Source organism: Acinetobacter sp. CIP 64.2 (assembly GCF_000369645.1).
Taxonomy (GTDB): domain Bacteria; phylum Pseudomonadota; class Gammaproteobacteria; order Pseudomonadales; family Moraxellaceae; genus Acinetobacter.
Genome location: NZ_KB850121.1, coordinates 887,759 through 908,618 on the forward strand (window position 1 = coordinate 887,759; position 20,860 = coordinate 908,618).

Annotated in this window: 16 protein-coding genes and 1 pseudogene; 6 read left to right on the forward strand and 11 right to left on the reverse strand. The window is 38.7% G+C overall.

The window, feature by feature from the left end:
• Positions 1 to 184 precede the first annotated feature (184 nt).
• From F895_RS12195 to glnK, 5 genes are all read right to left on the reverse strand, one after another.
• Entirely contained in the window at positions 185 to 1,477 is a 1,293-nt protein-coding gene (locus tag F895_RS12195; protein ID WP_004656375.1) for a DNA adenine methylase, read from the reverse strand.
• Positions 1,474 to 2,574, reverse strand: coding sequence for a bifunctional diaminohydroxyphosphoribosylaminopyrimidine deaminase/5-amino-6-(5-phosphoribosylamino)uracil reductase RibD (ribD, locus tag F895_RS12190; protein WP_005240242.1), 1,101 nt, complete (start codon positions 2,572 to 2,574; stop codon positions 1,474 to 1,476). Before ribD ends, F895_RS12195 begins: the two co-directional genes overlap by 4 nt.
• Positions 2,575 to 2,586: 12 nt before the next feature.
• Positions 2,587 to 3,051, reverse strand: coding sequence for a transcriptional regulator NrdR (gene nrdR / locus F895_RS12185; RefSeq protein WP_004656377.1), 465 nt, complete (start codon positions 3,049 to 3,051; stop codon positions 2,587 to 2,589).
• Between the two features lie 125 nt (positions 3,052 to 3,176).
• Entirely contained in the window at positions 3,177 to 4,586 is a 1,410-nt protein-coding gene (locus F895_RS12180; protein ID WP_005240248.1) for an ammonium transporter, read from the reverse strand.
• A gap of 67 nt (positions 4,587 to 4,653) precedes the next feature.
• Positions 4,654 to 4,992, reverse strand: a complete 339-nt coding sequence (glnK, locus tag F895_RS12175; RefSeq protein ID WP_004656379.1) for a P-II family nitrogen regulator — start codon at positions 4,990 to 4,992, stop codon at positions 4,654 to 4,656.
• A gap of 274 nt (positions 4,993 to 5,266) precedes the next feature.
• Here glnK and F895_RS12170 point away from each other — a divergent pair, with 274 nt between their 5' ends.
• The 3 genes and pseudogenes from F895_RS12170 to F895_RS12160 all read left to right on the forward strand — a co-directional run bounded on the left by F895_RS12170 (position 5,267) and on the right by F895_RS12160 (position 7,769).
• Entirely contained in the window at positions 5,267 to 5,494 is a 228-nt protein-coding gene (locus F895_RS12170) for an accessory factor UbiK family protein (RefSeq protein WP_005240251.1), read from the forward strand.
• A gap of 68 nt (positions 5,495 to 5,562) precedes the next feature.
• Positions 5,563 to 6,402: pseudogene (locus tag F895_RS12165) on the forward strand (YifB family Mg chelatase-like AAA ATPase); the annotation flags it as partial.
• A gap of 329 nt (positions 6,403 to 6,731) precedes the next feature.
• Entirely contained in the window at positions 6,732 to 7,769 is a 1,038-nt protein-coding gene (locus tag F895_RS12160) for a hypothetical protein (protein ID WP_005240255.1), read from the forward strand.
• A gap of 211 nt (positions 7,770 to 7,980) precedes the next feature.
• Here F895_RS12160 and F895_RS12155 read toward each other — a convergent pair whose 3' ends face one another.
• The 4 genes from F895_RS12155 to F895_RS20155 all read right to left on the reverse strand — a co-directional run bounded on the left by F895_RS12155 (position 7,981) and on the right by F895_RS20155 (position 12,193).
• Complete coding sequence (locus F895_RS12155; protein ID WP_005240258.1) at positions 7,981 to 9,225, reverse strand: tetratricopeptide repeat protein; 1,245 nt, start codon at positions 9,223 to 9,225, stop codon at positions 7,981 to 7,983.
• Positions 9,226 to 9,250: 25 nt separating this feature from the next.
• Positions 9,251 to 9,859, reverse strand: coding sequence for a sortase family protein (locus tag F895_RS12150; protein WP_005240260.1), 609 nt, complete (start codon positions 9,857 to 9,859; stop codon positions 9,251 to 9,253).
• A 711-nt stretch (positions 9,860 to 10,570) separates the two neighbouring features.
• Complete coding sequence (locus F895_RS0118850; RefSeq protein ID WP_005240261.1) at positions 10,571 to 11,284, reverse strand: hypothetical protein; 714 nt, start codon at positions 11,282 to 11,284, stop codon at positions 10,571 to 10,573.
• Positions 11,285 to 11,788: 504 nt separating this feature from the next.
• A complete protein-coding gene (locus tag F895_RS20155; RefSeq protein ID WP_005240265.1) occupies positions 11,789 to 12,193 on the reverse strand; it encodes a helicase-related protein in 405 nt (134 codons plus the stop codon).
• 239 nt (positions 12,194 to 12,432) lie between these two features.
• Between F895_RS20155 and F895_RS12140 the strand changes: the two genes are divergently transcribed.
• The 3 genes from F895_RS12140 to F895_RS12130 are packed head-to-tail and all read left to right on the forward strand — an operon-like array spanning position 12,433 to position 19,039.
• Positions 12,433 to 14,502 carry an HsdM family class I SAM-dependent methyltransferase gene (locus F895_RS12140; RefSeq protein WP_005240268.1) on the forward strand — a complete coding sequence of 690 codons (2,070 nt, stop codon included), beginning with the start codon at positions 12,433 to 12,435 and terminating at the stop codon, positions 14,500 to 14,502.
• On the forward strand, positions 14,499 to 15,800 hold the full coding sequence (locus F895_RS12135) for a restriction endonuclease subunit S (RefSeq protein ID WP_005240270.1): 1,302 nt from the start codon (positions 14,499 to 14,501) through the stop codon (positions 15,798 to 15,800). The genes F895_RS12140 and F895_RS12135 overlap by 4 nt, the downstream gene beginning before the upstream one ends.
• An 11-nt stretch (positions 15,801 to 15,811) precedes the next feature.
• Positions 15,812 to 19,039: a DEAD/DEAH box helicase family protein gene (locus tag F895_RS12130; protein ID WP_005240274.1), complete on the forward strand. Its 3,228-nt coding sequence runs from the start codon at positions 15,812 to 15,814 to the stop codon at positions 19,037 to 19,039.
• 904 nt (positions 19,040 to 19,943) lie between these two features.
• On the opposite strand, the gene F895_RS12125 is transcribed toward F895_RS12130, so the two are convergent.
• Both F895_RS12125 and F895_RS12120 read right to left on the reverse strand, forming a co-directional pair.
• Positions 19,944 to 20,498, reverse strand: a complete 555-nt coding sequence (locus F895_RS12125; protein ID WP_010589803.1) for a hypothetical protein — start codon at positions 20,496 to 20,498, stop codon at positions 19,944 to 19,946.
• Positions 20,499 to 20,552: 54 nt separating this feature from the next.
• Positions 20,553 to 20,756, reverse strand: a complete 204-nt coding sequence (locus tag F895_RS12120) for a hypothetical protein (protein ID WP_005240278.1) — start codon at positions 20,754 to 20,756, stop codon at positions 20,553 to 20,555.
• Between the last annotated feature and the right edge of the window lie 104 nt (positions 20,757 to 20,860).

Genomic DNA, 20,860 nt, shown 5'->3' on the forward strand with positions numbered 1-20,860 from the left:
ATATAGATATTGAGATAAAAACAAATGATTAAGAACATATAAATCTGCTAAAATTTGATGTATTTTTATTATAAAAACAAGCAGTTATCTTATAAACCGATTTATTTTATCTAATTATCCGATGCTGGCTTAAAATTGGATACAAAAACACCACTTTGTCATCCAAAGTGGTGCTCGACTTTACTTACCAAAGTGCCAGCTGAGTACTATTGCCAGTGGTATCCACCCCGCCTAGTTCAGCAAAGTGATATAACTGACCCAGTAGCTGTCGCAACGGCGGACCTGATTTGGCATGAGTATCGGTAATCACAATAAACTCAAGCACGCGTGCGCGGTCTGATTGGCGCTGCTTACTTACACGATAGCGCGGAACATCTTGCGTCAGCAGCGTCACTTTGCCGCGTTTTAAATTGGCGGTGAGCAAGTCTTTCGGTTCGATATTTCCATCAGTCGAATAGCTGGTCAAAATATAGCGGGCATTAATGGTTTCCAATAACTTTTCATACGCCTCTTTGGCATATTTTGACGAGTTATAAGGACTTGGACGCTCTTTACGCCATGCGCGATCAATTCCGCTCTTAAAACCTTTGGTATCGGGTGAAGGTAAATCCACCTGATCCCATAAGGTCAGCGCATTGAGGACATGGTAATTACTGCTATAGGCGTGCTGGTTATATGGCGGATCGAGATAGGCCACATCGACCTCAAAACCACTCATCTGATTGGCGAGATGCTGTGCATCTACACACCACATTTCTGCGGCAGGCCGTTTAGGATCACCAATCTCACAAAAACGACTCGGTGTCAGCCACAAGAGTGATTCAATCCGCTCTAAAGCTGTTTGGGTACGTCCACCCCAGCCCTGATGGAAACTTTTAAAGACACCACTGGTATTACTGACAAAACTTGCCGAATATAACAGCGGTGCCAATAAAGCACTCATTTCCACATCATTGATGGCACCCTGAGCTTGCCATGTTGCAATCTGCTGGCGAATCGCATCAATACGCATGCCGTTACGGCGTTTGAAGAATAAACGGTCACGGGCAGGGTCATAAACATCATCATTACGCGGACACAAGTTGTGTGTGACCCAACCTTTGACCTCAGGCAAACGGTTCAGGTAATCAATGGCTTTTTGATAGCCACCCAGTTCTTTAAAAGCAGGCGCATCTACACAAGCTAAAATGGCATGATTCAATGCGTGGCTATAAGGTTCCCAGTCATTGGCAATCACACGATAACCATTCTGACGTGCCAAACGCGAGACAACGCCACTCCCCGCAAAGAAATCCGCAAAAATCGGTGGATTCTTTTTCTTGCTGTTCAGTGTGCCTGTAATCTCGAGTGCCTCTAAAATGAGATGAAGCAGTCGACGCTTATTGCCCAGATAAGGCACTAACTGATGAAAAAGATATTCGTCTGTCGTACGTGCGGCATGACGACGTTTGTGATAAACCGATGGTTCTGGATTCATATCATCTCTTGGATAGGGAGCAATCTTAGGCGAATGTCTTGCCCAAGTTGGGTTACATCAACCAATTCAAAACGCAGCTGCTCTGCCATTTTGCTAAATTCAGCATTGAACATTGCCCGAGCAGATTGACCAAGCAAAGTGGGTGCAACATAACTGATCATTTCATCAACCAGCCCTTGCTGCAGAAAGGCAGTCGATAAGGTTGCACCAGCCTCAACCAATACATCATAAATTTGATAGTGTTGGGCCAAGGTCTGCAATAATTGATTTAAAGGCTGTACTGATAATTGTATCACGCCTAAATCTGCAAGTTCTTGACGAAATGGTGTCATCACCATGACAGTTTCAGGATTTTGTAAAATCTTGGCTGAAAGCGGAAGCCGTCCTTGACGATCAAGCACAATCCGCTTGGGCTGAACCACCGTGCTCAGATCTATCCCGTCTAGGGCACGTACATTCAGTTCACAATCATCGGCTAGAACCGTCTGAATCCCGGTCATCACTGCGCCTGAAATGGCACGCCAGTGCTGCACATCTTGACGTGCTGCCGTGCCTGTAATCCACTTCGACTCACCCGAAGCCATCGCAGTACGACCATCAAGACTGGAAGCGATTTTTAAACGTACATAGGGCAAACCTGTAGACATGGCTTTTAAAAAGCCTGAATTGAGCGTTTTCGCAGTATCTGCACACACACCCGTTTCAACCTCTATGCCTGCCGCTTGTAATATTTGAACGCCCTTGCCTGCAACCAACGGATTTGGGTCTGAACATGCCACTACCACTTTCTTGACTTGCGCCTTAACCAAAGCCTCGGCACACGGTGGCGTTCGGCCATAATGCGCACATGGCTCCAGAGTGACATACGCCGTTGCACCTTTGGCATTCTCACCCGCTTGGCGCAAAGCAAAAACTTCAGCGTGAGGTTGGCCTGCTTTAGGATGATAGCCCTCGCCAATCAACTGACCCTCTTTCACAATAACGCAGCCGACATTCGGGTTTGGCTTGGTCGAGTATTGACCCCGTCGCGCCAAAGCAATGGCCTGTTGCATCCAGTGCTGATGTTCAGATAAGTGTTCTTGGGTTAACTCAGACATAGTCTCTCTAATTTAAGCTTCATTTTCACGTTGTTGCATTTGCTCAATCTGATGGCGAAATGCTTCTACATCTTGGAAATCTTGATAAACAGAAGCAAAGCGAACATAAGCAACATGGTCTAGGGCAAACAAAGCCTGCATGACAATTTCACCAATGGTTCTTGATTTTACATCACGCTCGCCCAGACGACGAATCTGTGATTGAATATCGCTGAGTACCGTTTCAATTTGCTCTTGCGTGACTGGACGTTTTTGTAAGGCATGCATAAGGGAGCGACGTAGCTTGGCCTCATCAAAAGGCTCATTTTTACCGTCGGATTTGATCACACGCGGCATCACCACATCATAACTTTCAAAGGTGGTAAAACGCTCTCCACAAATGACACACTCACGACGACGACGAATCTGGCAGCCTTCGGCAGCCAAACGCGAGTCTATGACTTTACTATCAGCGGCGTTACAAAATGGACAATGCATAGTTGCGTGATTATTTACTCTCTTTGCTTAAGTGTAGCAAAGTTTCTGCAATTGCAGAACCAGTACCCTAAAAGCATAAAAAAACAGCCCGATGGGGCTGTTTTTTAAATCGCATGTTGTGCCGATTATTCGATACGTTCGCCATGTTGGCTCAGGTCAAGACCCATACGCTCATCATCTGCGCTGACACGGATACCAATCACCAAATCGATCACTTTCAGGATGATAAAGGTCACAATTGCGCTATACGCGATGGTTGCCAATACACCTTCAATTTGCACCCATAATTGCCCCATAAAGGTTGGTGCAAGTGCAACATTCGCTGCTTTGATAATTTCATCGCTATAAAAGATACCAGTCAGAATCGCACCCACAATTCCCCCCACTGCATGTAACCCAAATGCATCCAAGGCATCATCGGCTTTAAGTAGGCGTTTCAATGCAGTAATACCCCAGAAGCACACCACGCCACCGATGAGACCCATGATTAACGCACCGCCAACACCGACGAAACCCGCAGCAGGCGTAATCACAACCAATCCGGCCACCGCACCAGACGCACCACCCAGTACCGATGCTTTGCCACGAATCAGACGTTCAACAATGAGCCAAGAGAATGCGGCAGCTGCGGCAGCAACTTGAGTCACTAAGATCGCCATACTTGCACGTGCACCTGCACCTAAAGCACTACCACCGTTAAAGCCAAACCAACCGACCCAAATCAAGCTTGCACCAATCACGGTTAAAGTCAAATTATGTGGTGCCATTGATTCACGGCCAAGCCCTGTACGTTTACCTAACATATAAGCAGCAACCAGACCAGCTACACCTGCGTTGATATGGACAACCGTACCACCCGCAAAGTCTAATGCGCCTGCTTTGAATAACCAACCATCAGCCGCCCAAACCCAGTGCGTGATTGGTGCATACACCAAGATCACCCAAACTGCGACAAATGCCATGAATGCTGAATATTTCATACGATCAGCAATCGAACCACTAATAATTGCAACAGTAATAATGGCGAAGGTCATTTGGAAAATAACAAATAAACTTTCAGGAATGGTGCCATTCAGCGCATTAAAGGCCACGCCATTCAGCATCGCCTTGCCCAAGTCACCAATATATGCACCTGAGCCAGAGAATGCCAATGAGTAACCAGCAATCACCCAGATTAAACTGACTAGAATGGCAGCAGAAAGGCTGAACATCATGGTACTGAGTACGTTTTTCTTACGAACCATACCCCCATAGAACAGCGCCAAACCAGGAATCGTCATCAACAGAACCAATGCTGTTGAAACAAGAATCCACGCTGTATCACCTGTATCCAGTTTTGCTGTCGCAGCAGGCGCTGGTGTGGCCTCGACAGGGGTTGCTGCGGCTGTTGCAGCAATTTCCGGTGATGCAGCCGTTGTATCAACGGCTACAGTGTGTTCAACCGCCGGGCTCGTTACCGCGTCTTCTGCCCAAACTACCGCCGAACCACCTAAGAGTGCGCCAGATAGACTGAGCGCCATAAGCATTTTTTTCATTCGTGTCCCCCAACCTGATTTTGCGAGCTATTTCTATTCTTTCTAACTCAGCAAAGTTTGTGCCAATTTAGACAGCATCTGGCCCAGTCTCACCCGTACGAATACGGATCACTTGTTCTAAATTGGTGACAAAGATTTTTCCATCACCAATTTTGCCAGTGCTTGCGACACGAGTAATCGACTCAATGACCGCATCCACCATCTCATCACTAATTGCAATTTCGATCTTTACTTTCGGTAAGAAATCAACCACATACTCTGCACCACGATACAGTTCTGTGTGACCCTTTTGACGTCCGAAACCTTTGACTTCAGTTACGGTAATCCCTTGAACACCAATTTCAGAGAGTGCCTCACGCACATCATCCAATTTGAATGGTTTTACAATTGCAGTTACAAGCTTCATGTTTGTTTTCCTTCGGCTTATTTCACCAGTAAGGTTTTATGTTCAATTTTCATGCCAATATTTAAAGGTTGGGGGGATTCAAATATTGGGCACAAGCTTTCTTTATAACCTATTTAGCCTTGAAGATGTAGATAGTGCATCGAAAATAAGTTTCATTTACCCCTGTTTCACTGGATTGATAAGTCACTCCAGCATCTGGCCCCAACTGTGCTAGAGGATTGGAGAAAGCAGTGATACACTGGGCAGCAAATATACATAACCGATTGAGCAGTTTATGATTGAGACTCTTTTACAGGCAATTTTGCAGCAAGTTGATCAACCTAAAAAAGATTTAGAAAAGAACTTACGTGCGCTATTGAATGAAAGTATCGAAAAATTGGATCTTGTCTCGAAGCAAGAACTGGATCGCCAAAGGAATGCCTTGAATACTGCTAATCAGCGTCTTGCTGAACTTCAACAACAGATGAAAATACTGGAAGAGTTTCTTCAGCATAAAAAATAGCACCAACTCGGTGCATATTGCACTGAGCAATGATTAAAAATAAAGCACTATAATGGAACAATAATAAGATGTCTTTTGCCAAGATTTATACCAGAGGCCTATTGGGGCTACATGCCCCACAAATAGAGGTTGAAGTGCATATCAGTGCAGGCTTGCCTTCTTTAACGATTGTCGGCCTGCCTGAAGCCGCAGTCCGTGAAAGTAAAGATCGTGTCCGCTCCGCCATCATTAATAGCGGTTTTCAGTTTCCAACCAAGCGTTTAACCATCAATTTAGCGCCTGCAGATTTACCCAAAGATGGTTCCCGGCTCGATTTACCCATTGCACTCGGCATCTTGATTGCCTCTGGTCAACTCCCAGAAAACAGTACTCAAAACTTTGAATTTATTGGTGAACTGGCTCTTGATGGACATTTACGTCCTATTTCAGGTGCTTTAACTATTGCCATGGCCTGTCAACAGGCCCAGCATCGTCTCTTGCTACCAGCTGAAAATTTAGATGAAGCCAATCAACTTCCTGAATTTGAGGTCTACGCGGCCAAGCATCTCCAAGAGGTTTGTGCACATTTTTTGGGCAACCCCCAGATTCAAGCTGCACCACAAAGAATAAATACCACGTCTTCTACTTACCAATTTGATCTGGCCGATGTTAAAGGTCAACTCCGTCCACGTCGTGCCTTGGAAATTGCAGCGGCTGGTGGACATTCATTACTGTTTAAAGGACCTCCAGGCACTGGAAAAACACTGTTGGCTTCACGGCTGCCATCAATTTTACCGCCGCTGAATACACGTGAAAATTTAGAAGTTGCGAGCATTTATTCAGTTGCCAATGCCCCGCATCATTTTGGACAGCGTCCATTCCGAGCACCACACCATACCGCATCCGCTATTGCCTTGGTCGGTGGAGGCTGTGAGATTCAGAAATAGATGAGACAAATCATAAATAGATGAGACAAAACCTATAACTTCTTAAAATCCCTAACTAAACTTATGCCTATTATTTAGCAGCATCAGAACAGCCTAGACAATTAATACACTATCAATAACTGGGTAATTTTTTAATTATCTATGCTGAAATAGTTTTTCTCGAAAAAATTCCACATCGAAAATTTCAATCTAATTAATACAAGCTTTCATAATACACAATGATGTCAAATCTTAGTCATTTGTTTTAGAATAACTATTTACTCTATAATGCCTTAACTTTTAATTTAAATAAATAAATCATACTAAAATTTATGAAGCTGACTATACCTTTCCCTATTATTCCTAATAAGAATGGCTACAGAAGCACCTCTGACTTTAAGAAGCTAAAGATTGATGTAAATTACTTAGTTTGGTGGTTTGGGGGTATTTCAAAGATACATCACCGTAAAACTATACTAACTTGTTTTCAAGTCATTTTTCGTGAAGTCATAGAACAAAATACAGATAACACTGTTGTAGGAGATTTTGTATTAGAAAATATATCGCTTTCTTCCAGTTCTAAGAGTTTTAGGATTGGCGATATTTGGTCTAGAAATAAAAATCATTCAGGGATAATAGAGGGAAAAATTAATCTACCTGTCTTTTCTTTAACAACTTCTTTTGACGAATCAAATTGGTGCATTCGTGAATTTAATGAACAAAAAAATATAAATTCAGATCTTCAAAAATTTCTTGAAGTCTTTCCTCTTCCAAATAAAATCAGAGATACAAGCAAATTTCTGGAATTAGGACTTGAAAATAAGCAGAAACTATTCATCAACAATATAGCTTTTTTAGTTGTAAGTTATGAAAAAGTTTCATTGTTAATGACTTATCCTTTTGTATCCTCACATCCAACGATCAAAACCATTACGAATTTATTAATACGTCCTATAAAATTGGATAAATCTGATGACAAATGGCGAGTCTTTTCATACTCTGAATCAGAGTGTATATTTTTGGCACATTTCAAATACGACCCATACACTCAGAAAGTAATAAAAAAACTAACTAATCAAAGAATTAAAGCATGGTTAAAAATAGAATCAGACGATGATGTTCCTACTTTTTATCCCTCTATTCAACCTTGGTATACAGATGATAAGGTCGACATAAAAGTGCAAGGTTTTTTATGTAATGGGAATATTATTGGGCTAAATATTCTCTCTATTTCAAATCCCAAAGGTCCTATCATTGAGTGGCATACACCTTTACGTAAAATGGGCAAGCAAGCTCCCTCAATTGATCGTGTAATACATATAGATCAGTTCAACAAACAGCTTATGTTGCCGCTCCCCGGATTGAATTAAACCCATGATATAAAATAAATTTATTCATAAAATGGTTATATAGATTTTAGTTGTCAGGCATTAACAGTAATATTCTTATGAGCAAAAATTATGTATCAACTCATTTGTCATTATCTTTAAATCCAAAATGAGTTCTTCACTTATTTGTTAGTGGAATCTTTCGTAGAATTTCCCCTCATTGAATGAGGGGGGCAACTTATGCTTAGTATGGTCATTTCTGTTTAGTATAATATTCCTCAGCATGCGGAGTATATTCATATCTTGATGTTTGATTGACCTTGATGATCCTATGACTATCGTTCATCTCAGTTCCCTGATAATGAACTTCAATAGAATAGAATGGTTTCTCTGTTTTGATTACTTTAAGGGTAGAAGAATAACCATATTCTGGCTCATCTGTACTTCCATTACCTTCAGGAATATAGCCTTGAACGATATAATCATCTTCATTCAATAGTAGAATAACCCAGAATGATTCACTAAAACCATTTCCATAACGACCATCTGTGGTATAGCTCCCCATGACATTCTTCCCCATGGGTTGCAAGTTCTTCTTCAGCTCTTTGTCATTCCACCATGTTTTTCCATATCCATAAAAGCCATCTGTTCCATTGCCCTCAGTTTTAGACACCAATTGGAATTGACCATTATCGAGTCTTTTAAACAGATATAGGTCTAGATAGCCAACACTAGCATGTGATGTATCTGCACCATTACCAAATACTTTTGCTCGCTCAACACCAACCAAATAGCGATCTTCTTTTTGTAAGTTCTGATAGCTCAAGATTGGAGTAATACTAATTACAATCTTAGAGTCAGGCCCATTCAGTTCTGGAAAATTAACGAAATAGTATTTCCCATCTACCCAATCATCAGTTGGCCTTCTATCTCTAGATGATGTCACTTTGTAAAAGCTTCTGGCGACGGTATCAGCACTCAGGTTAGGGAGTATCACTTGCTTAAAGTTCTTAGGCTCAATCTTCGATGTATCATAGTGTTTAATAGCTGTGTTAGTTGTCTGGACTGATACCGTTTGAGTCGTATTAAATTGCTGTACTTTGGCTTGTAGTGATTTATACATCTTAACTGCATCAGGTTGCCCTTGCTGTGCTGCGCTTTGCAATAAAGCAATGCCTTTCTCTACATTCTGTGCCACGCCATCTCCATTGAGATACATGACTGATAGAGTATATTGTGATGGAGCATAACCATTGTTTGCTGCCTTGGAAAACCATTCAGCCGCTTTTTTATGATCTACATTTAAGCCATTTTTACCTAAATAGTAAAGCATACCCATATTATGGTTACTTTGATTGTTATCTCCTTTGCTAGTTCCTTGAGACAGAACATAGTTAAGTCCTGCTAAAAGGTTCACTTTCTTGGTTTCAGCATTTACCGTTGAACTGGTTACGACCACACTGGTAGCTACAGCAAGATTTAGCATTAATTTTTTCATCTAATACTTATCCTATATATTGTTGTTATTGATAATGACCAGCCGATAGTAACTGGCGAATTTCACTTGCCATTTTAGGGCTACGCCAAGGAAACAAAACTTTAAGGCTGTAGTTAGGTTTAAATTGATCTCGTGTTCCAATATTGACTTGGAATTCACGCTTGATTGGTGTTCTATACTCACGTTGATTAACATGAGTTCCCATCATGGGGTTACTGATCACAGTGGTTGTAGTTCTAAAGCGATCCTCAACCAAGTTGTAGTGTCCTACAGAGGTGATATAGTCAAAAGGATATTTAACTAAACGTTGATCAGGTTGATCAAAAAGGATGATTGTTTTGTCTTGGCTATTAATCCATACCCCACGATTTTGATAATCAAATGTTTCACCCTGACTTTTGAGCTGATCAGTCATCCCATCGAAGTAGGTATTTCCATATTCATAGAGGTAGTAAATGATCACAAACCAGAATAAGTCAAAGCCAAAGAAAAAGTAGCCAAACCATCCAAAGGAAAAAATTTTGGCAACAATGAGAAAGATCACAACCGGCAATACCACACACTTTAAAAATAGCTTAGATTTTTGTGGACGCTTTTCGATTGGAATGATTTTTGGTTTAGTTAATTCAGTCATAGTTTTTCCCACATATGTTCAATGTAATACTTCACAATCACAAGGGGATATAAAAATAAGTATTTTTGTATAGGCGTGACTTAGCCATCCACCTTATGAATTGTTGTATTTAAAAAATGCTGCTTTTAATACAGTTAGTTAAGAATTAGCTCTGTATTGCCCATTGTTTGAAATAATCAGGCTGAACATGTGGTAGAGGTACAGATGAGAAAAGAGAATGTGACATGATAAATTCCTATATGCGAATAAATGTTCTACCAAATCACTGCTAAATGATGGTGGCAGAACAAAGAGGGGGTTAGCAGACTGGGCATATAGAACCAGCACGCACGAAGCGTCCCCCTCCCGTTCTACCGCAAAGGGGGAACAAGAAGGTTTCGCACATAATCCACACTTGGAAAAGTATGAATCTGGTACGCTATACGCCACGGTCTGCTAAAACCGACTGACAATTTAGGTCAGCAAAGGAATGATAGTTTTAAGCAGCCGTCCAGTCAATTACTTTGGAATCAATTTAAATTTTATGAAGTTTTATTTAATCTTGAGTGGAAGTATATTTCGTCAACAAATGCTTCTGTAATCCTATGATTTAATGAAACAAGAAATTGAGTCACGTATACCTTTAAATTTTTACATTAAAGTCTTAATCTATGTTTAAGACTTTAATTTCCCAGTCAAAATATAATTGTAAACTAAGGAATATTGGTGTGATTAAAATCCAATATTCTTGCTAACTTTCTCAAAAAGTCGCTGTTTTGTGAAAGCACGGAAAGATTTTTGTTCTTCAAGTAGTCTTTCCCATACTATTATGTCTGATTGTAAGCTAGCAAAAATCCAAGCATTTGGATCTAAATGGTCTTTCCTCATAACTGAAAAACCCATATGAATAGCGGAGCAGATAAATGCACCGTTAGAAACATAAGCATTATCGAATAGATTCAACTTCCGATGATATCTTTCAACACTATGTTTTAGACCATAACTTCCCAAACTATAACGAACCGTCTTTAACTTTTTTAAATGCTGTAAGTACATACAACATCGTTGGCACTCATCAAGTGAATTTCTTAGTATCTCTCGACTTTCATGAAAGTGCTTAATATATTCAGTCTTTGAATCATGAAAAGTACGTCTTTTATAAAAAGATTCATGATAGTTATCAGCATGACCAAAACCATTAGCTGTTAATAAAGGCTCTTGATCTAAGACCTTTGCAATATCAACAAGTGTAATTAAATAATTTGATGAGTCTGAATTTTGTTGAAGCTGAGCCATTGCTATAGCCCATGGTTTATTCACTTCTTTTAAAGAAATTGCATCAAGTGCATCAGTTTGATTTTTTGCCTGCTCACTTCTAACAAGTTCTTTAGCGCGTTTCTTTGCTCGCTGAACAGATAATCCAGATGGGAAAACTAAGTTTTGCATAAGTGCTAACCTTATAGCTTGCCATTTTCATTGTGCAGCCCACATCACCCCTATGGCATACAATAAGGATAGTAAGATTGATCTCAAGAAGAGAAATATACATTATCACAAGGGGATATTCGCCAACTCAACTAAAATTGAGCGGTGGACTGACTAGCATAGTATTGATGCTTCATACTAAATTAATGATGAAAAATATAAATGTCAAAAGATTTTTAGTATTTAGTAAAAACGAAAGAGCCTTTTTAGACTCCTTCTAGAATATGCCAGATTTTTCTATAGACCTGACCATTTACGCCTAATGCTTGATTCCAATCAGAATCGCTAAGATTTCTTAATCGGACACGAAGCGCAGGTAGTGATTCTTTAGAGTCAGATTTACAATAACTTGCTAAGGGCTTTGCAACAGTGCGGGGAATACCTAGTAAGCGCATGACGATTGCATCATCACTGTTAACACCATAGAAGACTTGTGATGGTACTCGTCCAGCTCTGCCAGCGATATTACAAAAGGTCTTCAGGTGGCATATCTTTCATTGACTTATTAATAGGATATTGATGCGAAGCTAAAATAACACCACTCACTGGAAAATTAATACCTTGAGCAATTGTTGTAGTCGCAACTAGATAATTTAATCTTTCGCTTTCAAAAAGCCATTCTATTAATTGGCGTACTTCTTCTGGTAAGCCAGAGTGATGAACACCGATCCCAAACTCTAATAATTCAATTAATGGAAAGTCTTTCCCTAATTCTAGAATAAGATAATTTTGAACAAGTTTTATATCCTCATGTATTACATTAGGTCTTGCCTCACTTTCTTTAATCTTTTGGGCTAATGACCATACAAATGCCGGCTTAGAGTGTATTATGATAACTGGTCCACGTTTTTTCAAAAATGAAGCAGCCATTGCTGTTATACGCCCTTGATGAAGCCTTTGAACAGAAATATTTTAAGAATTTAGAGGGAAATCCTGTCCACAATAGTGTCTAGGATCATCATTGATTCATATTTGTATTGAATCCCTCTCCCCAAACAACATTTTTTTTTGTACTTAAGTATAATAGCGAACTCAATTACCCTCGTTGCTATAAGCTTCAAGTATCAAGTCATGCATACATAACTCACATTATTATGCTAGGAAACTAAGTGAACATTCTTCAATACGAATCAAAAATCTGGGCAACAGCCGACCTACTACGTGGCTGTGGCATCAAAGAATCTGAATGGCCATCTTATATGATGCCATTTTTTGCATTAGCAATGATTGAAAGCCGCCTGATGCGCATGTTTGACGATCTTAGAACAGAGATTGGTGAAGATACATTTGCTCAAATCAAGAAAGATGATCTCTACGACCTGATCAAAGATAAAGGTCAAGGCTATAACATATTCATTTTTGAGAAAACAAAGTCGCTCACAGATATTTGCAAGAACGATAAGTCATTTGATATTGACTTCGATGCTTATCTAAATGGTTTTGATAATGAAACTAGAGACTTGTTAGGCGTAGATGCTTCTGAGGGAGAAAAATTTCTAGATATTAAAGGTGTTATCTCCAAGCTTAAAGCTAAGAAGGTATTGTTTAATTATACCAAGCTATGGGCAGAGATTGACCTCAAACCGTTCAATAACTCTGAAATTACTACACTAGAAGAACACATTAAGCGCAAGTGGGCTGATATTTCTGCTGAAACCGCTGGAGAACAATATACACCAGACGACGTGATCGCACTGATTGCTGAAATCATCGCATCTAAGATTGAAGAGTCAAGTACACTACTCAAAATCTATGACTGTACCTGTGGTGGTGGTAATATGTTATTTGGGGTTGAAGATCGCATCAACCAAAAATTCAAGCGCCTCACCCAAACATATGGTCAGGACTGGAACGATGCACTCTACGCCTTGGCCAAAATTGAAAGCCGCTTCCGCCCAGATTCTAAAATAGAGCATGGCAATACGCTGGTAGAAGACAAATTTTATAACGAAGAATTTGATGTTGTTATTGCCAACCCACCTTATGGTGTGAGTTGGAAGGGTTATCAAAAAGATATTGAAAATGATAAGACCAGACGTTTCAAATTCTTGCCTTCTATTTCAGATGGCCAACTTTTGTTTATGCAACACCTTATATCGAAGCTAAATGCCTCTGGTATAGGCGTGGTAGTTCATAACGGCTCTACCCTATTCAGTGGTGATGCAGGTTCCGCTGAAAGTAATATTCGCAGATGGATGCTCGATAGCGATATTGTCGAAGCAGTGATCCAACTACCTACCGATGAATTTTTTAATACTGGCATTTATACCTATTTGTGGATACTCAATAAAAATAAGCAGCCACATCACAAAGATAAAGTGATGCTAATTAACGCCAGCGATAAGTTCACTCCCCTTAAAAAAAGCAAAGGTTCCAAACGCAAAGAAGTAGATGAGATCAACCGCTTGGACATAGTTGCTACACTCACTGCCTACCAAGATAATGATTACGCTCGTGTGTTCGAAAAAGAATTTTTCTATTTCAATAAACAAGCCATCATGCTCACCAATATAGACGAGCAAAATAGAACCTTTGAAGCACACCTGCCGCTGAAGGAAGATAAATTTGGTGAAATGAAGCGTGCAAGCTCGATTGAGTTAATGCCCATCAAGATCACTCAAGGTGAACTGGAGCTAACTGAATTCAGTATCACTCAGTATGATACAACCCATCACGCCTCGCTAGAAAACTACTACATTGATGCCATCAAAACTAAAGTTGCTCAGCTAGATTACAAAGAGCAGCCTTTACTCATCACCACTATCGATGCTAAATACTATTACGATACCAATCAAGAAACCTTGATTAAGGAAACGGATAACAATAAAGAAGCTCTCGGCTGCGGTAAAATTATTGTGAAGGCTAGCTATAAAAAAGCCAACAAAAAATTCGCTGATCGCATTGAAATCAACGTGGAGCTAACGGCAGATTATCAAAAAGATTACGAAGTCATCCCATTCAATAAAGATCCCGTTATCAACCAAGCTGCTATTGAAGCCTTTATGATACGTTACATTAGTAAACCGTTTGAATATTTGGAAAACGTAGTTGGTGTGGAGATAAACTTCAATAAGATTTTTTACAAGCCCAAAACTCTACGTTCTGTAAATGAAATTACAGTAGAAATTGCAAAGTTGGATGAGCAGTTGAGACAACTAGAAACGGAGTTGGCATTATGAGTGTAATGAAGACTGAAGGTTATGCAACGTATAAAAATGCTGATACCGATTGGCTGGAGGCGCTACCAGAAGATTGGCATTATGCAAGGATAAAAGAAATAGGTACTGTAAGAGGGCGTGTTGGATGGAAAGCACTTAAAGCTGATGAATATGTTGATGAAGGATATATATTTCTTGCTACACCTAACATAAAGGAAAAAGAGATAGATTTTTCAAACGTTAATTATATAACCTTTGAAAGGTATGCCGAGTCGCCTGAAATACAACTGAGGCTTGGCGATATATTGCTCACAAAAGATGGTTCAACATTGGGAACTGCAAATATCGTTATCTCACTCCCCAATAAAGCAACTGTTAATAGTTCTATTGCTGTTCTTCGAATAAAAGAATCCGTATGTAATAAATATATTTATTATCAAATCTTATCAGAATTTATTCAAAAAAAAATTAACTTAAAAAAGAGTGGGATGGGCGTCCCTCATCTATTCCAACGAGATATCAACAATTTTTTTATTCTTCTTCCCCCCCTATTTGAACAAACTGCCATCGTTTCCTATCTCGACACCAAAACTGCACAGATTGATCAAAAAATAGAATTGCTTAATCAAAAGGCAATGCAATATGCCCAACTTAAAAAATCGCTCATCAATGAAACTGTGACCCACGGTTTGGATAAATCCGTGCAGATGAAAGCCAGCGGGGTAGATTGGATTGGTCTGGTGCCAGAACATTGGGAAATACAGCGTATTGGCACTGCATTTGAAGAACGTAGCGAAAAAGTAAATGACACAGATTACCCTCCATTGTCAGTGTCTATGGCAGGTATAGTTCCTCAGATGGACTCTGTTGCAAAAACAGATAATAATGATAATCGCAAGCGAGTTGCTATTGGTGATTATGTTATTAATAGTCGTTCTGATAGACGCGGTGCTTCAGGAATATCAACCTATGATGGTTCTGTTTCTGTTATTAGCATCGTGCTTTCGCCCAAAAGAAAATTTTTTGGGAAATACCTACATCATCTGTTTAGAAGTTACAGCTTCATTGAAGAATTTTACAGAGTCGGACGTGGAATAGTTGATGACCTTTGGACGACACGTTATTCAGTTATGAAAAGTATCGAGTTTTCCTACCCAACTTATGATGAGCAAAAACAAATAGCTGATTATTTAGATGAAAAAACCGCGCATATAGATCGGATCATCACTACTATCAACAGCCAAATAGATCAATTGAAAAACCTACGCAAAACATTGATTAATGATGTGGTTACTGGAAAAATAAAAGTAATAAACTAAGGATTGTTAGGATGAATGAACTGCACCTACAAGATAAATTCCTAATCCCATTCTTTCGAGATGGCTTAGGCTATAAGGAAGTCAAAGCCAATACGATCACTCAGTCTCTGATCATTGAAGAAGACTTACAGGCATTTATTGAAAGCAGTTCACTAAACCAAAAGCCTTACGAAGTTCTTCTAAAAAAATATAAAGGTGATAAAAAAACATTATTGCAAGATTTAATGATACTGCTTAGCGAGCGTATTGCCAGCAGCCGTAATATGGCGTTGTTCATTAATGCCAATAAATCGATTACCTTGCAAGGCATTAAGATTCATTTATTTTACACTAGCGACAGTGTCATTCATGGCAATACATTGTTTGATGAAAATATTTTTTCAGTCGTACAAGAATTACCTTATAAATTCAACTATCAAGGCACACAAATCTATTCGTTCCGTCCTGATCTTGTGCTATTTGTGAATGGTATTTACCTCGGCTATAGCGAATTAAAAAGTAACTACACTAGCCAGAGCGCCAGAAAAAATGGGCGAAGGAAGGTGCTGAAGGATTACTTTGATGCCGTGAAAGTATATTACCAATACATCGACAGCAATGTCATGCTGAGCGAGAAAGAAAAGCAACATGTGCGAAAAGATTTTCTCAAAATCTTTGAGAGTGCGATTCACATTACGACTACAGATGTTGGCGAAACTTATGTTATTCGCACTATTTCCGATTATTTTGACGAAATTTTAACTACCTGTCGTGAAGGCAAATTCGACCGCGAAGATATAGAAAAAAAGGTGAATAGTGTATTCAAGCTCTATCCCCTACTTAAACTCAATGCTGAAAAGAAAGATAAGCTTAAAGAACTATTTTCTGCTTTATACGGCAGACTGATGATTGAGAAGGAAATTCTGTATTATAACTTTATTGAGCGGGATGTTTATGTCAACAAAGGCGTGAAGGAAGTTAAAAACGAGCAAGGTCATTTGATTTCGCCACGGCCAAAACAGAAATACGGCACTGATAAAATCATGGCCAAGATTGATGAACTTTTAGCACATGAGCAAGATCCAGACTATTTTGAGAAGCTGCTGGAAAAACAGTTAGTAGGTGTTTCCGAGGCCAAGAAGAAAGAATTACTAGAAAAACGTAGGGCTTATTCCAACAACAAGAATGTGTATTCACTACTAATGCAATATGCCGCTGGGTTTGGCAAATCTAATATCATCGGTTGGTCTGCCCTACAATTAAAAGATCTACGTCGCCCCGATAACAACGGCAAATCACAATACGTATACGACAAAATCATGATAGTGGTGGATCGACTGCAACTGCGTAGCCAAATTGATTCACTTATGCTCAACATGAACATCGATAAGCGTATGGTGATCGAGGCAACCAATAAAAAAACTTTTCAAGAGGCATTGGCATCTGACACCCGATTGGTAATTGTTAATTTACAAAAATTTGGTGCAGTACGTGAAATGCTTGATGCTGAAGTACTGAAAAAACTCGCAGGTATGCGTATTGTTTTCTTGATTGATGAAATCCATCGCTCTAACAGTGGTGACCAGCATGAAGATATGGTGAGTATTTTTGATGAACTACAAAGCCCATTTGATGGCGCCAGCTATACAGAGCAAGCCACCAAAAAGAACTTGATTATTGGCTTTACTGCCACACCAGACGACCATACTCTAGCGCGATTTGGTGAGTTTAGTGGCTATGCCGAAAGTGAGAAACTATGGCGTCCGTTTGACAGCTATACTATGAAAGAAGCGATTGAAGATGGCTTCATTTTGAACCCACTTAAAAACATTGTGCCCGTTGCATCTAAGATGCTGTTTGATTTACCTACGAATCCACTGGAAGGCTTTACCAAAAAGGAATACAAAGATGCACAGAAAAAACAGATCTATGAAAATCGTGATCGAATTGAGGCTATCTCGAAATACGTTGCCGACCTATTAGTCAAAGATGTTTATCGACAGATACGTGGCACAGGCAAGGCAATGTTAGCCGTATATTCCATTAAAGCAGCCATTGCTTACAAAGGTGCTGTAACGAAACATTTTAATGATTTAGTAAAAGAACCCAAGTATCAGAAATACGCAGATGCACCTGTTCATATAGTATATTCCAGTAATCAAGATGAACAAAGCGCAACTGGACTAAATGGTGGTTTAACAGAAGAGAAGGTGCTGGAGAATTTTGCACTTAGTAAAAATGGCTTGATGATTGTTGTCGCTAAATTACAAACTGGATTCGACGAAAAGAAGTTACACACCTTATTTTTAGATAAAGAAATAAAAGGCATTGGTGCAATTCAAACTATTTCTCGTGTAAATCGCACCACCAAATATAAAAACGACTGCAAGATCGTTGATTTTTCATATAACAACGTGAATGTACAAAATATCAAAGATGCTTTCGAGCATTTTTCTGATATAGTAGTAAGTGACTTTGATCCATTTGGTGATAAAAAAGTATTAGCTATATTACTGATTGAATTGAAAAAATCAGATGCCTACAATAAATTCTTTGCCATATTTACCGCAATTCATAATAATACTACAAAGCGCGATGACCCAGAGAGCTATCTTGACTTTGAAAGTAGCTTGAAAAAATACATTGATGCTAACCCACAACGCACTGCTGATACCAAAGCCAAAGCCGCCCAATACTTCACTATTCTTAATCGCATTGAATTCGTAATACAATTGGATACTAAGTACAGTGAACCAAGCTTTTTATTCTTTTGGCAGAAGTTCAATATGTTGTACAACATGCTACATAGAAGCGACGATATTAAAGACCCAATTGAAGTGTATTTTGACAACAAGATTGGTATTGTTGAAGTCGTTGCCGAAGAGTCGAAAAATAAGAAGAAAAAACCAACAACAGTTGCTGAAGGTATACCATCAGGTCCCGGAGGTCAATTTGATATTCTAGCCATCATTGCAGCACGCAATGAGCAAGAAGCAAAAATAGGAACATTGATCAAGGATTTTGAAACCAAAATTATTGATTTCTTCCAATATGTGCGTGAGTCCAGTGAGGGCAAACGGTTAATCATTAAAATGAAGTCACATATTTCTGAAAATGAGATTTATGAAGATTTTTCAAAAATTTATAGACGATACCGCGCACTCTATCGCTCTAAAGTTGGTGACTACTTTTTCAAAGAAACTGAAGATCTTGTTGACAAGCTTTGTGATGACTTTGAGATTCTGCTTAAAGAAAATTAAGCATCTCACTATAATTATTCAAAATAAATTATAGGAAGATATTAAAATATTCATTCCTATAATTTATTAGTTTTAGTATGAGACTTTATTGTCTGATCACAATTAAAGAAACTATAAATATATTACTAATTACATCCAAACTAAGGGTTTAACAACCACCTATCCATCTATTGAATCATCCACAATAATCTGAACTTTACCAGCAGTCATATTCTGGCTGTAATTTGAAATTGCTAATACCGCATCAACAAGAGAATAGGATTTTTGTACAATACTCTTAAAAGTAGTTCCCATACCTTTGGAAATGTTTCTTGCAGCAAAGAACATGGAGAGCAAATTTTCTTAGCAATATATTGATTAATTTCAAAGCTTTCCAAACGCTTATTATCAAAAAAAATTGTGGTGTAAAACTCATGGGGTCAGCACTCATATATTCCTGAACGTTTACGCAAGAATGCTTTGACAGCCACTTCGATTGCCTTATTGGGGTTTACCTTATATCGCACTAATCTAATGCTAAAAGCAGATGGCTTTAGTTCCATTAAAAGGGCGCAAATGTTTAAACAGGAATATGCAATGAAATAGCTATTTGCTAAAGATAGTATTTTTACAGCAATGAAAAAGCCATTTATAACTTGGTACAAAAAGGATTTTCACCCTAATCAACATCCTGTAATTGCTCAGTATGATATTTGGGTAGAAACATTGGAGCGTACAGGAGACCCATTACAGGCTGGCGAAGCATTATGACATGCAGGGAAATAATTCTCTGCATGTAGAGTCAACGCTAATTAGATCAAATTTATAAGCTTGGTAAATGACAATACCATCCACCAAATACCAATCTCTTATAAAAGAAAAAGCTCGAAAATCGAGCTTAATACTTTGTTTAAATTAACATTATTCATTCATCTTTTTTATGAGCTATAGACTTTTCTTGTGCTGCATTAAATAGGCATTTATAGAGCAAGTACCAGCCAAACTCACCAAAGTGCTCGTTAATTTTATGATTATCAATTGTTTTTTGAATACGTAAAGACAATTGAGGTCTATATGCATCATATGGATCTTTCAATCTATAATCCAATAAACGAAGAATAGCTTTCAAATGATATCTTGCATGATCAACCATACCTTCTTCTTTTAGTTTATCAGCCACTGTCATGCCAATAAAATAAATATACTTAAATTCATCACTACTTAATTTATCTGGTAAAACATTGTAGAAATTTAAATATTTATTAACTTTTTCATGTGTTTGAATATAAATTTCTTGAAAATTTCTATTAATTAGTTCAATCCATTGTTCTTCCATAGGATCTATCACTGATTCAGGAATTTTTCCCTCATCTTTAATAAAAGCCCGCATCGAACCTCTTATGACTTCAAGAATATCTAAATAAACTGCCTTTTCCAATTTAAACCTAGCAACCATATATTTCTCTGAAAGTTTAAACATTAATATAAAAGCCCCAAACTATGTTTGGGGCTTTTTCTAAAAAAAATCAATTAGTTAAAAAGCTAACAAATGCTTCCCAGCCTTGATATTAGCTAAATACTCCATATCAAGGTGATTACTAAGAGACTCCATATCCGTTTCTTGTTGAGCATATACGGCTGTTATTGAAGCTTCTTGAGCACATTCATCAGGAAATCTTGGTATAATTTTAGCTTTTGAACTTGTTTCCATTGCCCATTTAACAATTTCTGGATTCATAATCAGTTCTCAAAAAATATATCTCCACTTAAGACTACAATTATAGCTTTACTGTGCCTAATAATTCAACACATGGGGTATGTTTAATGTAAATATTTACTCTA

Coding starts and splice junctions, on each gene's coding strand:
- glnK (WP_004656379.1), bottom strand. CDS start 4,992: ATGAAGCTTGTAACTGCAATTGTAAAACCATTCAAATTGGATGATGTG.
- F895_RS12130 (WP_005240274.1), top strand. CDS start 15,812: ATGAATGAACTGCACCTACAAGATAAATTCCTAATCCCATTCTTTCGA.
- F895_RS20155 (WP_005240265.1), bottom strand. CDS start 12,193: ATGGCTGCTTCATTTTTGAAAAAACGTGGACCAGTTATCATAATACAC.
- F895_RS12195 (WP_004656375.1), bottom strand. CDS start 1,477: ATGAATCCAGAACCATCGGTTTATCACAAACGTCGTCATGCCGCACGT.
- F895_RS12170 (WP_005240251.1), top strand. CDS start 5,267: ATGATTGAGACTCTTTTACAGGCAATTTTGCAGCAAGTTGATCAACCT.
- F895_RS12155 (WP_005240258.1), bottom strand. CDS start 9,225: ATGAAAAAATTAATGCTAAATCTTGCTGTAGCTACCAGTGTGGTCGTA.
- nrdR (WP_004656377.1), bottom strand. CDS start 3,051: ATGCATTGTCCATTTTGTAACGCCGCTGATAGTAAAGTCATAGACTCG.
- F895_RS12125 (WP_010589803.1), bottom strand. CDS start 20,498: ATGTTTAAACTTTCAGAGAAATATATGGTTGCTAGGTTTAAATTGGAA.
- ribD (WP_005240242.1), bottom strand. CDS start 2,574: ATGTCTGAGTTAACCCAAGAACACTTATCTGAACATCAGCACTGGATG.
- F895_RS12120 (WP_005240278.1), bottom strand. CDS start 20,756: ATGAATCCAGAAATTGTTAAATGGGCAATGGAAACAAGTTCAAAAGCT.
- F895_RS12135 (WP_005240270.1), top strand. CDS start 14,499: ATGAGTGTAATGAAGACTGAAGGTTATGCAACGTATAAAAATGCTGAT.
- F895_RS12180 (WP_005240248.1), bottom strand. CDS start 4,586: ATGAAAAAAATGCTTATGGCGCTCAGTCTATCTGGCGCACTCTTAGGT.
- F895_RS0118850 (WP_005240261.1), bottom strand. CDS start 11,284: ATGCAAAACTTAGTTTTCCCATCTGGATTATCTGTTCAGCGAGCAAAG.
- F895_RS12150 (WP_005240260.1), bottom strand. CDS start 9,859: ATGACTGAATTAACTAAACCAAAAATCATTCCAATCGAAAAGCGTCCA.
- F895_RS12160 (WP_005240255.1), top strand. CDS start 6,732: ATGAAGCTGACTATACCTTTCCCTATTATTCCTAATAAGAATGGCTAC.